13 protein-coding genes are annotated in these 13848 nt (G+C 57.4%); all 13 read left to right on the forward strand.

The genetic code is table 11. The annotated features are described in order from the left end of the window. The first annotated feature begins 129 nt into the window (after window positions 1-129). Entirely contained in the window at window positions 130-231 is a 102-nt protein-coding gene (locus HMPREF3096_RS31850; RefSeq protein WP_049245627.1) for a rho operon leader peptide, read from the forward strand. Between the two features lie 86 nt (window positions 232-317). Continuing rightward, window positions 318-1577 (forward strand): transcription termination factor Rho, encoded by a 1260-nt coding sequence (gene rho, locus HMPREF3096_RS04890; protein ID WP_002883293.1) that lies wholly within the window; start codon window positions 318-320, stop codon window positions 1575-1577. A 240-nt stretch (window positions 1578-1817) separates the two neighbouring features. After that, complete coding sequence (wecA, locus tag HMPREF3096_RS04895) at window positions 1818-2921, forward strand: UDP-N-acetylglucosamine--undecaprenyl-phosphate N-acetylglucosaminephosphotransferase (protein WP_004886849.1); 1104 nt, start codon at window positions 1818-1820, stop codon at window positions 2919-2921. 13 nt (window positions 2922-2934) lie between these two features. Further along, on the forward strand, window positions 2935-3981 hold the full coding sequence (wzzE, locus tag HMPREF3096_RS04900) for an ECA polysaccharide chain length modulation protein (RefSeq protein ID WP_002883296.1): 1047 nt from the start codon (window positions 2935-2937) through the stop codon (window positions 3979-3981). 56 nt (window positions 3982-4037) lie between these two features. Continuing rightward, complete coding sequence (gene wecB, locus HMPREF3096_RS04905) at window positions 4038-5168, forward strand: non-hydrolyzing UDP-N-acetylglucosamine 2-epimerase (RefSeq protein ID WP_008807966.1); 1131 nt, start codon at window positions 4038-4040, stop codon at window positions 5166-5168. Continuing rightward, window positions 5165-6427 carry a UDP-N-acetyl-D-mannosamine dehydrogenase gene (gene wecC, locus HMPREF3096_RS04910; protein ID WP_008807965.1) on the forward strand — a complete coding sequence of 421 codons (1263 nt, stop codon included), beginning with the start codon at window positions 5165-5167 and terminating at the stop codon, window positions 6425-6427. The genes wecB and wecC overlap by 4 nt, the downstream gene beginning before the upstream one ends. Next, window positions 6424-7491 carry a dTDP-glucose 4,6-dehydratase gene (gene rffG, locus HMPREF3096_RS04915; RefSeq protein ID WP_032732156.1) on the forward strand — a complete coding sequence of 356 codons (1068 nt, stop codon included), beginning with the start codon at window positions 6424-6426 and terminating at the stop codon, window positions 7489-7491. Before wecC ends, rffG begins: the two co-directional genes overlap by 4 nt. Before the next feature lie 18 nt (window positions 7492-7509). Continuing rightward, window positions 7510-8391, forward strand: a complete 882-nt coding sequence (gene rfbA, locus HMPREF3096_RS04920; protein WP_002883307.1) for a glucose-1-phosphate thymidylyltransferase RfbA — start codon at window positions 7510-7512, stop codon at window positions 8389-8391. Further along, the gene (gene rffC / locus HMPREF3096_RS04925; RefSeq protein ID WP_032732160.1) at window positions 8369-9043 is read left to right on the forward strand and encodes a dTDP-4-amino-4,6-dideoxy-D-galactose acyltransferase; all 675 of its coding nucleotides are present in this window, start codon (window positions 8369-8371) and stop codon (window positions 9041-9043) included. Before rfbA ends, rffC begins: the two co-directional genes overlap by 23 nt. Before the next feature lie 4 nt (window positions 9044-9047). Then, window positions 9048-10178, forward strand: a complete 1131-nt coding sequence (gene rffA / locus HMPREF3096_RS04930; protein WP_022065886.1) for a dTDP-4-amino-4,6-dideoxygalactose transaminase — start codon at window positions 9048-9050, stop codon at window positions 10176-10178. Between the two features lies 1 nt (window position 10179). Then, on the forward strand, window positions 10180-11430 hold the full coding sequence (gene wzxE / locus HMPREF3096_RS04935) for a lipid III flippase WzxE (protein ID WP_008807961.1): 1251 nt from the start codon (window positions 10180-10182) through the stop codon (window positions 11428-11430). Continuing rightward, on the forward strand, window positions 11427-12503 hold the full coding sequence (locus tag HMPREF3096_RS04940) for a TDP-N-acetylfucosamine:lipid II N-acetylfucosaminyltransferase (protein WP_008807960.1): 1077 nt from the start codon (window positions 11427-11429) through the stop codon (window positions 12501-12503). Before wzxE ends, HMPREF3096_RS04940 begins: the two co-directional genes overlap by 4 nt. Further along, the gene (wzyE, locus tag HMPREF3096_RS04945) at window positions 12500-13846 is read left to right on the forward strand and encodes an ECA oligosaccharide polymerase (RefSeq protein WP_004886822.1); all 1347 of its coding nucleotides are present in this window, start codon (window positions 12500-12502) and stop codon (window positions 13844-13846) included. The genes HMPREF3096_RS04940 and wzyE overlap by 4 nt, the downstream gene beginning before the upstream one ends. The last annotated feature ends 2 nt before the right edge of the window (window positions 13847-13848 follow it).

Consider the following 13848-nt stretch of genomic DNA (forward strand, 5'->3'; position numbering starts at 1 on the left):
GGCGTCCAGATTCCTATTTTTTGCGGAACTCTGGACGCCCGGCAGGAGTCGTGCTAAGTTAATCCACAGACTTCGTTTTAAACATACCTATTGTTTGAATCTTGTTTTACCCAAAGCGTCCCGCAGACGATGCGCGTGAGGCTAATAATTCCGGGCTTATCACTCATTCCGTCTTGTCGTTTCAGTTCTGCGTTCTTTCCTGTGACCAGGCAACGTACAGACACGAGATGAAGCCGCTAACAGGCATGGATGTTCCTGCCATACCATTCACAACATTAAGTTCGAGATTTACCCCGAGTTTAAGAACCCACACCACTATGAATCTTACCGAATTAAAGAATACGCCGGTTTCTGAGCTGATTACTCTCGGCGAAAATATGGGGCTGGAAAACCTGGCTCGTATGCGTAAGCAGGATATTATTTTTGCCATCCTCAAGCAGCATTCGAAGAGTGGCGAAGATATCTTTGGCGACGGCGTACTGGAGATACTGCAGGATGGATTTGGATTCCTCCGCTCCGCAGACAGCTCCTACCTCGCCGGCCCTGACGACATCTACGTATCCCCCAGCCAAATCCGCCGTTTCAACCTTCGCACTGGTGACACCATTTCCGGTAAGATTCGTCCTCCGAAAGAGGGTGAGCGTTACTTTGCACTGTTGAAAGTTAACGAAGTTAACTACGACAAGCCGGAAAACGCGCGTAACAAGATCCTGTTCGAGAACTTAACGCCGCTGCACGCGAATTCTCGCCTGCGTATGGAACGTGGTAACGGTTCTACCGAAGACTTAACCGCTCGCGTACTGGATCTGGCCTCCCCGATTGGCCGCGGCCAGCGTGGTCTGATCGTCGCGCCGCCGAAAGCCGGTAAAACGATGCTGCTGCAGAACATCGCGCAGAGCATCGCTTACAACCACCCGGACTGCGTGCTGATGGTGCTGCTGATCGACGAACGTCCGGAAGAAGTGACCGAGATGCAGCGTCTGGTGAAAGGTGAAGTGGTTGCTTCCACCTTTGACGAGCCGGCATCCCGCCACGTGCAGGTTGCCGAGATGGTTATCGAGAAAGCAAAACGTCTGGTTGAACACAAGAAAGACGTTATCATCCTGCTCGACTCCATTACTCGTCTGGCGCGAGCCTACAACACCGTGGTACCGGCTTCTGGTAAAGTCCTGACCGGTGGTGTGGACGCCAACGCCCTGCACCGTCCGAAGCGTTTCTTCGGTGCGGCACGTAACGTCGAAGAGGGCGGCAGCCTGACCATCATCGCCACGGCGCTGATCGACACCGGTTCCAAAATGGACGAAGTGATCTACGAAGAGTTTAAAGGCACCGGTAACATGGAGCTGCACCTCTCTCGTAAGATTGCCGAAAAACGCGTCTTCCCGGCTATCGATTACAACCGTTCCGGTACCCGTAAAGAAGAACTGCTCACCACTCAGGAAGAGCTGCAGAAAATGTGGATCCTGCGCAAAATTATTCATCCGATGGGTGAGATCGATGCAATGGAATTCCTCATTAACAAGCTGGCGATGACCAAGACGAATGATGACTTCTTCGATATGATGAAGCGCTCGTAAGGTAAAAAAAGCCAAAAACGCCACGCCTTTGCGTGGCGTTTTCATTTTTGGGTTTGTATGATCCAGAGACAGAGAAAGCGGGACGAAAGTTGTCGTATAATGGCGCCGGATAGCAGGCGGAGACAGCTTTAACAGACTAAAATCTATACAATAAATTTGTAATGTTCTGCTTTTCCCCTTCTGGAGTTGGGGCATCATCGCTATACTTCCCGGATTAACTATGCTGAGAGCACATGCGTTGTGAATTTACTCACTGCTATTACTGAATTAATCAGTATTTTCTTATTCACGACCCTCTTTATTTTTGTCGCGCGGAAAGTGGCAAAAAAGATCGGGTTGGTGGATAAACCAAACTATCGCAAACGGCATCAGGGGTTGATTCCGTTGGTCGGTGGTATCTCAGTTTATGCAGGCATCTGTTTTACTTTCGCCATCGCCGATTATTATATTCCTCACGCCTCGCTGTATCTGGCCTGCGCGGGGGTATTGGTGCTGGTTGGCGCGCTTGACGATCGCTTCGATATCAGCGTGAAAATTCGCGCAGTCATACAGGCTGCGATCGCCGTGATTATGATGATGGCAGGGAATCTGCATCTGAGTAGTCTCGGCTTTATTTTTGGCTCGTGGGAGCTGGTGCTGGGGCCTTTCGGCTTCTTCCTGACGCTGTTTGCCGTGTGGGCTGCCATCAATGCGTTTAACATGGTCGACGGGATCGACGGCCTGCTCGGCGGTCTGTCATCGGTCTCCTTTGCGGCGACTGGGATCATCCTCTGGTTTGATGGTCAGTACAGCCTGGCGATGTGGTGTTTCGCGATGATCGCCGCCATTCTGCCCTATATTCTTCTCAATCTTGGCGCCCTCGGCCGCCGCTATAAAGTCTTTATGGGTGACGCCGGCAGCACGATGATTGGCTTCACCATTATCTGGATCCTGCTGGAAACCACGCAAGGTAAAACACATCCCATTAGCCCGGTGACCGCGCTGTGGATTATCGCTATCCCGTTGATGGACATGGTGGCGATTATGTATCGCCGCCTGCGCAAAGGCATGAGTCCTTTCTCTCCGGACCGTCAGCATATTCATCATTTGATCATGCGCGCCGGCTTTACTTCCCGTCAGGCGTTCGTCCTGATTACCCTGGCCGCCGCCCTGCTGGCGCTGGTTGGCGTCGCGGCGGAATACACCCGCATTGTGCCGGAATGGGTGATGTTAATTCTCTTTTTGGTAGCCTTCTTCCTTTATGGCTACTGTATTAAGCGCGCCTGGAAAGTGGCGCGCCTGGTTAAGCGCATCAGACGCAGAATTCGGCGACACAGCGGCAATAATCCGAAACTAACCAAGTAAAGCTGGGGATGTGATGACTCAACCATTACCGGGAGCACAAGCAGTGAACGTTGAGAACGAGCTGGATATTCGCGGGCTGTTTCGCGCTTTATGGGCAGGAAAAGGCTGGATAGTCGGCGGCGCCGTACTCTTCGCCGCCATCGTGCTGGTATATACCTTTTTTGCTCGCCAGGAGTGGAGCGCCACGGCGATCACCGATCGGCCTACTGTCAATATGTTGGGGGGGTACTATTCCCAGCAGCAGTTCTTACGCAATCTGGACATTAAAGCCGACCTTGCCTCGGTCGATCAGCCTTCCGCCATGGATGAAGCGTATAAAGAGTTCATCATGCAGCTGGCCTCCTGGGATACCCGGCGCGATTTCTGGCTACAAACGGACTACTACAAGCAGCGTCAGTCGGGTAATGCCCGCGCGGATGCGGCGATGCTGGATGACCTGATTAACAATATCCAGTTTATGCCAGGCGATGCGGCCAAGAGCATTAACGACAGCGTCAAACTGACCGCCGAGACCGGGCAGGATGCCAATAATCTGTTGCGTCAGTATGTGGCTTTCGCCAGCCAGCGGGCTGCAGGCCATCTTAATGACGAACTCAAAGGCGCCTGGGCGGCGCGGACCGTGCAAATGAAAGCGCAGGTGAAGCGCCAGGAAGAGGTGGCCGAGGCCATCTTCAACCGTCGGACGCACAGCGTGGAGCAGGCGCTGAAGGTGGCCCAGCAGCACAATATTTCACGCAGCGAAACGGATGTTCCTGCCGATCAGTTGCCGGATTCAGAGCTATTTTTATTGGGCAGGCCGATGCTGCAGGCCAGGCTGGAAAACCTGCAGGCCGTCGGGCCGGAATATGACCTCGATTACGACCAGAACCGCGCCATGCTGAGCACGTTGAACGTCGGTCCAACGTTAGATCCGCGTTTTCAGACTTACCGGTATTTGCGGACGCCGGAAGAACCTGTAAAACGCGATAGCCCGCGCCGTGTATTTCTGATGGTGATGTGGGGGATTGTGGGTGCGCTCATCGGCGCAGGCGTGGCGTTATCACGTCGTCGTGTCCTGTGATTGCGGCCTGTGGTGAAGGGCAGATGACCTTCATCGCCTAATCGAAGAGAATCGATGTGAAAGTACTAACTGTATTTGGCACGAGGCCGGAAGCCATCAAGATGGCGCCTCTGGTCCATGCGCTGGCAAAGGATCCTCATTTTGAGGCGAAAGTATGCGTGACCGCGCAGCATCGGGAGATGCTCGATCAGGTGTTGAAACTTTTCTCTATTGTCCCGGACTACGATCTCAACATCATGAAGCCGGGGCAGGGGCTGACCGAGATCACCTGTCGCATCCTTGAGGGGCTGAAGCCGGTGCTGGAGTCGTTTAAACCCGACGTGGTGCTGGTGCATGGCGATACCACGACCACCATGGCGGCGAGCCTGGCGGCGTTTTATCAGCGGATACCGGTGGGCCACGTAGAGGCCGGCCTGCGCACTGGCGATTTAAGTTCGCCGTGGCCGGAAGAAGGCAACCGTACGTTGACCGGCCATCTGGCGACATACCATTTCGCCCCCACGGAAACCTCGCGGCAGAACCTGCTACGGGAAAATATTGCCGACAGTCGCATCACGGTCACCGGGAATACGGTCATTGACGCCCTGTTCTGGGTGCGGGATCGGGTTCTGGGTGATGAAGCGCTACGGGAGACCCTGCTGCAGCGCTATCCTTTCATTAGCCACGGTAAAAAGATGATTCTGGTTACCGGCCACCGGCGGGAAAGCTTTGGGCTCGGCTTTGAACAGATCTGCCAGGCGCTGGCGGAGATAGCCCATACCCACCCTGAGGTGCAGATTGTCTATCCGGTTCACCTGAATCCTAACGTCAGCGAGCCGGTGAATCGTATTCTAGGTCATATTGACAATGTGATGTTGATTGAACCGCAGGACTACCTGCCGTTCGTCTGGCTGATGGATCGGGCCTGGCTGATCCTGACCGATTCCGGCGGCATTCAGGAAGAGGCCCCTTCTCTCGGGAAACCGGTACTGGTCATGCGCGATATGACCGAACGTCCGGAAGCGGTGGCCGCTGGCACCGTGTGCCTGGTCGGCACCGACAGCCAGCGCATCGTGGCGGAAGTCACGCGACTGCTGCAGGATGATGCCGCATACCAGGCGATGAGCCGCGCGCATAATCCCTATGGCGATGGTGAAGCATGTCGTCGAATTTTGTCTGCACTTAAAAATAATCAGGTAACGTTATGAGTTTTTCTACCATTTCAGTGATTGGCCTTGGCTATATCGGGCTGCCAACCGCTGCCGCGTTCGCCTCCCGGCAGAAGCGGGTGGTCGGCGTTGATGTTAATCAACATGCCGTGGAGACCATTAACCGTGGAGAGATTCATATCGTGGAGCCGGATCTGGCGAGCGTGGTGAAGACCGCGGTCGAACAGGGTTATTTAAGCGCCACCACCACCCCGGTGGAGGCGGATGCCTACCTGATTGCCGTGCCGACGCCGTTTAAAGATCGCCACGAGCCGGATATGGTGTTTGTCGAGTCGGCCGCTAAATCCATTGCGCCGACGTTAAAGAAAGGGTCACTGGTGATCCTGGAGTCCACCTCGCCGGTGGGTTCGACTGAGCAGATGGCCGGCTGGCTGGCGGAGATGCGCCCGGATCTCAGCTTCCCTCAGCAGGCGGGCGACGCCGCTGACGTGAATATCGCCTACTGCCCGGAGCGGGTATTGCCCGGTCAGGTGATGGTCGAGCTGATTAAAAACGATCGCGTTATCGGCGGCATGTCGCCGGTCTGCTCGGCGCGCGCCAGCGAGCTGTATAAAATCTTCCTCGAAGGCGAATGCGTGGTGACCAACTCGCGCACCGCCGAGATGTGTAAGCTGACGGAAAACAGCTTCCGCGACGTCAACATCGCCTTTGCCAACGAACTGTCGCTGATTTGCGCCGACCAGGGCATTAACGTCTGGGAGCTGATCCGCCTGGCAAACCGCCATCCGCGCGTCAATATCCTGCAGCCGGGCCCGGGCGTCGGCGGCCACTGCATCGCCGTCGACCCGTGGTTTATCGTGGCGCAAAACCCGCAGCAGGCGCGTCTGATCCGCACCGCTCGCGAGGTCAACGACCATAAGCCGGAATGGGTTATCGAACAGGTGAAAGCGCAGGTCGCGGACTGCCTGAATGCCACCAACAAACGGGCCAGCGAACTGACGATCGCCTGTTTTGGCCTCGCTTTTAAACCGAATATTGACGACCTGCGCGAAAGCCCGGCGATGGAAATTGCCGCGCAGATTGCCCGCTGGCACAGCGGCACGACGCAGGTGGTTGAGCCCAACATTCACGCGCTGCCGAAGAAACTCGATGGACTGTGTACGCTGGCGACCCTCGATGCGGCGCTGGCCAGCGCCGATGTGCTGGTGATGCTGGTCGATCATAATGAATTCAAAGCCGTTAGCGGCGATAGCGTCACCCAGGCGTATATCATCGACACCAAAGGAGTGTGGCGGTGAGAACCATTCTGGTCACCGGCGGCGCGGGCTTTATTGGTTCGGCGGTGGTGCGGGAGATTATCCAGCACACCGCCGATCGCGTAGTGGTGGTGGATAAACTGACCTATGCCGGCAATTTAATGTCGCTGGCGCCAGTGGCGCAGGATGCGCGTTTCGCCTTTGAACAGGTGGATATCTGCGACCGCGGCGAGCTGGACCGTATTTTCCGTCAGCATCAACCCGATACGGTGATGCACCTGGCGGCGGAAAGCCACGTCGATCGTTCGATTGACGGCCCCGCGGCGTTTATCGAAACCAATATCGTAGGCACCTATACGCTACTGGAGGCGGCCCGCAGCTGGTGGAATACCCTGGCCACGGAGAAAAAATCGGCGTTCCGTTTTCACCATATCTCGACCGACGAAGTGTATGGCGATCTGCACGGCAGCGAGGATTTCTTTACCGAGACCACGCCCTATGCGCCAAGCAGCCCCTATTCGGCCTCGAAAGCCAGCAGCGACCACCTGGTGCGCGCCTGGCTGCGGACCTATGGCCTGCCGACGCTTATCACCAATTGCTCCAATAACTACGGCCCGTATCACTTCCCCGAGAAGCTGATCCCGCTGACGATCCTCAATGCGCTGGCGGGCAAGCCGCTGCCGGTGTATGGCAATGGGCAGCAGATCCGCGACTGGCTGTACGTGGAAGATCACGCCAGAGCGCTGTATCTGGTGGCGACCCGCGGCGAAGCGGGCGAAACTTACAATATCGGCGGTCATAACGAACGTAAAAATATCGAGGTGGTGGAAACCATTTGTCAGCTGCTGGAAGAGCTGGCGCCGCATAAACCGCAAAGCGTGGTGCACTATCACGATCTGATCACCTTCGTAGCCGATCGTCCGGGCCACGATCTGCGCTATGCCATTGATGCCTCGAAGATTGCCCGCGAGCTGGGCTGGACGCCGGCAGAGACCTTTACTTCCGGTATGCGTAAGACCGTGGCGTGGTATCTGGCGAACGAGAGCTGGTGGCGCCAGGTTCAGGATGGAAGCTATCAGGGCGAGCGTCTTGGGCTGCAAGGCTAATCATCTCTGGGGGGAATGATGAAAGGTATTATTCTGGCGGGCGGTTCCGGAACGCGACTGCATCCCATCACCCGCGGCGTATCGAAGCAGTTGTTGCCGATCTACGACAAGCCGATGATCTACTACCCGCTGTCGGTATTAATGCTGGCCGGGATACGTGAGATCCTGATCATCACCACGCCGGACGACCTACGTGATTTCCAGCGCCTGCTCGGCGATGGCTCAGAGTTTGGCATTGCGCTGCACTATGCCGTACAGCCGACGCCGGATGGTTTAGCCCAGGCGTTTATCATCGGCGAAGCCTTTCTTAACGGCGAACCGGCATGTCTGGTGCTAGGCGACAATATTTTCTTCGGCCAGAGCTTTAGCCCGAAGCTGCGCAGCGTGGCTGCTCGCACGGAAGGGGCGACGATTTTTGGCTATCAGGTGATGGATCCTGAGCGCTTTGGCGTGGTGGAGTTTGATGACAACTTCCGCGCGCTGTCGCTGGAAGAGAAGCCGAAGCAGCCGAAGTCGAACTGGGCGGTCACCGGTCTCTATTTCTACGATGGCAAGGTGACGGAGTATGCCAAACGGGTCAAGCCGTCCGAGCGCGGCGAGCTGGAAATCACCTCCATCAACCAGATGTACCTTGAGGATGGCGCATTGACCGTCGAGCTCCTCGGGCGCGGTTTTGCCTGGCTGGACACCGGCACGCACGATAGCCTGATCGAGGCCAGCATGTTCGTGCAGACCGTCGAGAAGCGCCAGGGCTTTAAAATCGCCTGTCTGGAAGAGATCGGCTGGCGTAACGGCTGGCTGGACGATGATGGCGTCAAACGCGCCGCGAAGCGGCTGGAAAAAACCGGCTACGGCCAATACCTGCTGGATCTGCTCCGTGCCCGTCCGCGCCAGTATTGATCCCCTGGAGTGGGAGAACCGCTTCTTTGCTGTTAACAGCGCCATCGTTCACTTTGATGAACGTGCGCCGCGGCTGACGCCTGAGGCGCTGGCGGGGTGGTCGCGGGTGCAGGCGAAGGTGGCCGCCAGCGACACCGTCCGGCTGGACGCGCTACAGCAGCTGGGTTTTCAGCTGGTGGAAGGCGAAGTCGATCTGGCGCTACCGGTGGGCAACCCTGCTGATGCGGGCGCCGACGTTGCCGTGGAAGCGGATATTGCGCCGCTGCGCGAGCTGGCGGCGCAGGCCTTTGCCATGAGCCGCTTTCGCGCGCCCTGGTACGCTGCCGATGCCAGCGGCCGCTTCTATGCCCAGTGGATTGAAAATGCGGTGCGTGGCACCTTCGATCATCAATGTCTGATTTACCGCCATCCTGAGGGGGATATCCGCGCCTTTGTCTCCCTGCGGCAGATCACTGCGACCGAAGCGCGTATCGGCCTGCTGGCCGGGCGCGGCGCCGGGGCGCAACTGATGCAGGCGGCGCAGTACTGGGCTGCCTCGCGCGGACTTTCTACACTGCGGGTGGCGACCCAGATGGGCAACACCGCCGCGCTTAAACGTTATATTCTCAGCGGTGCTAACGTGGAAAGCACCGCCTACTGGCTATACAGGTGACCCCATGATCCCATTTAACGCGCCGCCGGTGGTTGGAACCGAGCTTGATTACATGCAGTCTGCGATGAACAGCGGCAAGCTGTGCGGCGACGGCGGTTTTACGCGCCGCTGCCAGCAGTGGATGGAGCAGCGATTTGGCACGGCAAAAGCGCTGCTGACGCCTTCCTGCACGGCTTCGCTGGAGATGGCCGCGCTGCTGCTGGATATCCAGCCGGGCGACGAAGTGATTATGCCCAGCTATACCTTTGTCTCTACCGCCAACGCCTTTGTGCTGCGCGGGGCGAAAATCGTCTTCGTTGATATCCGCCGCGATACGATGAATATCGATGAAACGCTTATCGAAGCCGCCATCACCGATAAAACCCGGGCGATTGTCCCGGTGCACTATGCCGGCGTAGCCTGCGAGATGGACACCATCATGGCCATTGCCGACAAATACAACCTGTTTGTGGTGGAAGACGCCGCGCAGGGGGTGATGTCTACCTATAAGGGGCGTGCGCTGGGCACCATCGGCCATATCGGCTGCTTCAGCTTCCATGAAACCAAAAACTACACCGCCGGCGGTGAGGGCGGGGCGACGCTTATCAACGATCGCACACTGGTGGAACGCGCGGAGATCATTCGTGAAAAAGGTACCAACCGCAGCCAGTTCTTTCGCGGTCTGGTGGATAAATATACCTGGCGCGATATTGGCTCCAGCTATCTGATGTCCGACCTGCAGGCCGCCTATCTGTGGGCGCAGCTGGAAGCGGCGGAGCGGATCAACCAGCAGCGCCTGGCGCTGTGGCAGAACTATCACGATGCGCTGCTGCCGCTGGCGCGTGCGGGGCGTATCGAACTGCCGACGGTTCCGGCCGACTGTGGGCAAAATGCGCACATGTTCTACATAAAGCTGCGTGATATCGAGGATCGCAGCAGGCTGATCGCCTGGCTGAAAGAGGCGGAGATCCTCGCGGTATTCCATTATATTCCGTTGCACAGCTGCCCGGCCGGAGAACACTTCGGCGAGTTCCACGGTGAAGACCGCTACACCACCCTGGAGAGCGAGCGCCTGGTGCGCCTGCCGCTGTTTTACAATCTCTCTCTGGTGAACCAGCGGACGGTGATTAACTCGCTGCTGAGCTATTTCTCCTGATATGTCGTTAGCAAAAGCCTCACTGTGGACGGCGGCATCGACGCTGGTCAAAATCGGCGCCGGTCTGCTGGTCGTCAAGCTGCTGGCCGTCTCGTTTGGGCCGGCGGGCGTTGGCCAGGCCGGTAACTTCCGGCAGCTGGTCACCGTGCTCGGCGTGCTGGCGGGTGCCGGGATATTTAACGGCGTCACGAAGCTGGTGGCTCAGCATCACGACGATCCCCCACGTCTGAAACAGGTGGTGGGTACCTCGTCGGCTATGGTGCTTGGCTTTTCCACGCTGCTGGCACTGGTGTTTTTACTGGCGGCGGCGCCGATAAGCCAGGGGCTGTTCGGCCATACGCACTATCAGGGGCTGGTACGCCTGGTGGCGCTGGTGCAGATGGGGATCGCCTGGGCGAACTTCCTGCTGGCGCTGATGAAAGGCTTTCGCGATGCGGCGGGTAACGCCTTCTCGCTGATTGCCGGGAGCCTGATTGGCGTCGCGGCCTATTATGCCTGTTACTACTTCGGGGGTTACCAGGGGGCGCTGTTGGGGTTGGCGTTAGTGCCGGCGCTGGTGGTGATCCCGGCGGGCATCATGCTCTGGCGGCGGGGTAATATACCGCTGAGCGCCCTGCGCCCGCGCTGGGATAACAGTCTGGCGGGACAGCTATCGAAATTTACCCTGATGGCGCTCATAACCTCGGTGACGCTGCCGGTGGCCTATGTGATGATGCGTAATCTGCTGGCGGCGCATTACGGCTGGGAGGCGGTCGGGATTTGGCAGGGGGTGAGCAGCATTTCCGATGCTTACCTGCAGTTTATTACCGCCTCGTTTAGCGTCTATCTGCTGCCGACGCTGTCGCGGCTGAGCGCCAAAACGGATATCACCCGCGAGATTGCCAAATCGCTGAAATTCGTTCTGCCGGCGGTGGCGGCGGCAAGCCTGACGGTCTGGCTACTGCGCGATTTTGCCATCTGGCTGCTGTTTTCCGATCGCTTTACCGCGATGCGTGACCTGTTCGCCTGGCAGCTGGTGGGCGACGTCTTAAAAGTCGGCGCCTATGTCTACGGCTATCTGGTGATCGCCAAAGCGTCGCTACGTTTTTATATTCTGACGGAAATCAGCCAGTTCACGCTGCTGACCGCATTCTCACACTGGCTTATTCCGGCGCACGGCGCAATTGGCGCGGCGCAGGCGTATATGGCCACGTATATTGTTTATTTCGCCCTCTGTAGTGGCGTGTTTTTACTCTGGCGTAAACGGGCATGACAGCACTGATACATGTACTGGGATCGGATATCCCGCACCATAACCAGACCGTACTGCGGTTCTTTAACGACGAACTGGCCGCCGACCCGCAGGCCCGGAGATTTTTGGTCGTCGGTGATGAGGCCAGCGTGCGTGATGGATATCCGGCACTGGACATCACCTGCTATCCAGGAAAGAAAGCGCTGGCGCAGGCAGTGATTGCCACCGCGAAAGCCAACCGCCAGCAGCGCTTTTTCTTCCACGGCCAGTTTAATACCGGGCTGTGGCTGGCGCTGTTGAGCGGCGGCATCCGCCCGTCACAGTTTAACTGGCATATCTGGGGGGCAGATCTGTATGAAAACTCTGCCAGCCTGAAGTTTCGCCTGTTCTATCCGCTACGCCGCATGGCGCAGGGGCGAGTAGGGCGCGTTTTCGCCACCCGCGGCGATCTCAGCTGGTTCGCTAACCGCCATCCGCGTGTGCCGGGTGAGCTGCTCTACTTCCCGACCCGTATGGATCCGGCGCTGAATACCCTGGCCGATAACGCCCCGCGCGGTGATACCCTGACTATTCTGGTCGGCAACTCCGGGGATCGCAGCAATGAACATATTGCCGCGCTGAAGGCTATCCATCAGCAGTTTGGCGATACGGTGAATGTCATCGTGCCGATGGGTTATCCGGCGAATAACGACGCCTATATCAACGAGGTGCGCGAGGCGGGGGCGGCGCTGTTTAGCCGTGCGCATCTGCAGATCCTCAGCGAGAAGCTTGAATTTAATGATTATCTGGCGCTGCTGCGCCGCTGCGATCTGGGCTATTTTCTGTTTGCCCGCCAGCAGGGGATCGGCACCCTGTGTCTGCTGATTCAGGCGGGCATCCCCTGCGTGCTCAATCGCGAAAATCCGTTCTGGCAGGATATGACCGAGCAGCATGTGCCGGTGCTGTTCACCAGCGACGCGCTGGACGTCAGCGTGGTGCGTGAAGCGCAGCGTCAGCTGGCGAGCGTGGATAAATCTACTATCGCCTTCTTCCGGCCGAACTATCTGACGGGCTGGCAGCGGGCGCTACGGTTAGCTGCGGAGGGGCAGGCATGACGTTAATGCAATTTAGCGGGCTGCTGGTGGTCTGGCTGCTGTCGACCCTGTTTATCGCCACCGCCACCTGGTTTGAGTTCCGTCGGGTACGCTTCAACTTCAACGTCTTTTTCTCGTTGTTGTTTCTGCTGACCTTTTTCTTCGGCTTCCCGCTGACCAGTATTCTGGTGTTCCGCTTTGACGTCAGCGTAGCGCCGCCGGAGATTTTGCTGCAGACGCTGCTGATCGCGGTGTGCTTCTACGCGATCTACTACGTGACCTATAAAACGCGGTTGCGCCCGGCCTCGCGCGAGGTTGCGCATCGCCCGCTGTTTACCATGAACCGGGTGGAAACCCATCTGGCGTGGGGCATACTGATGGGGCTGGCGCTGCTGTGCGTCGGCATCTTCTTCGCTCACAACGGCTTTCTGCTGTTTAAGCTCAACTCCTACAGCCAGATTTTTTCTGCTGAAGTGTCCGGCGTGGCGTTGAAGCGCTTCTTTTACTTCTTTATTCCGGCGATGCTGGTGGTTTATTTTCTGCGCCAGGATTATAAGGCGTGGATCTTCTTCCTCGTCAGTACCGTGGCCTTTGGTTTGCTGACCTACGCCATTGTCGGCGGGACCCGCGCCAATATCATCATCGCCTTCGCCATCTTTCTGTTCATCGGTATTATTCGCGGCTGGATCAGCTTGTGGATGCTGGCGGCGGCGGGCGTGCTGGGTATTGTCGGCATGTTCTGGCTGGCGCTGAAGCGCTACGGGATGAACGTCAGCGGCGATGAAGCGTTTTATACCTTCCTGTATCTCACGCGCGACACCTTCTCACCGTGGGAAAACCTGGCGCTGCTGCTGCAGAACTACGACAAGATCGATTTCCAGGGGCTGGCGCCGATGATCCGCGATTTCTACGTCTTCATCCCCAGCTGGATGTGGCACGGTCGTCCGACGATGGTGCTCAATACCGCCAACTACTTCACCTGGGAGGTGTTAAACAACCATTCGGGGCTGGCGATTTCGCCGACGCTGATTGGCTCGCTGGTGGTGATGGGCGGCGTCTGGTTTGTGCCGCTGGGCGCAGTGGCGGTAGGGTTGATTATTAAATGGTTCGACTGGCTGTATGAGCTGGGCAACCGGGAGAGCAATCGTTACAAAGCGGCTATCCTGCACAGTTTCTGTTTCGGCGCTATCTTCAACATGATAGTGCTGGCGCGCGAGGGTCTGGATTCGTTCGGCTCCCGCGTGGTGTTTTTCCTCGTGATCTTTGGTATCTGCTTGCTGGCGGCGAAATTGCTGTACTGGTTCCTGGATAGCGTGGGACTGATTCATAAGCGCGTAAAACCGCTTTCGCAACCGCAAGTCTGAGA

Source organism: Klebsiella sp. HMSC25G12, assembly GCF_001807705.1.
GTDB classification, from domain to species: Bacteria; Pseudomonadota; Gammaproteobacteria; order Enterobacterales; family Enterobacteriaceae; genus Klebsiella; species Klebsiella variicola.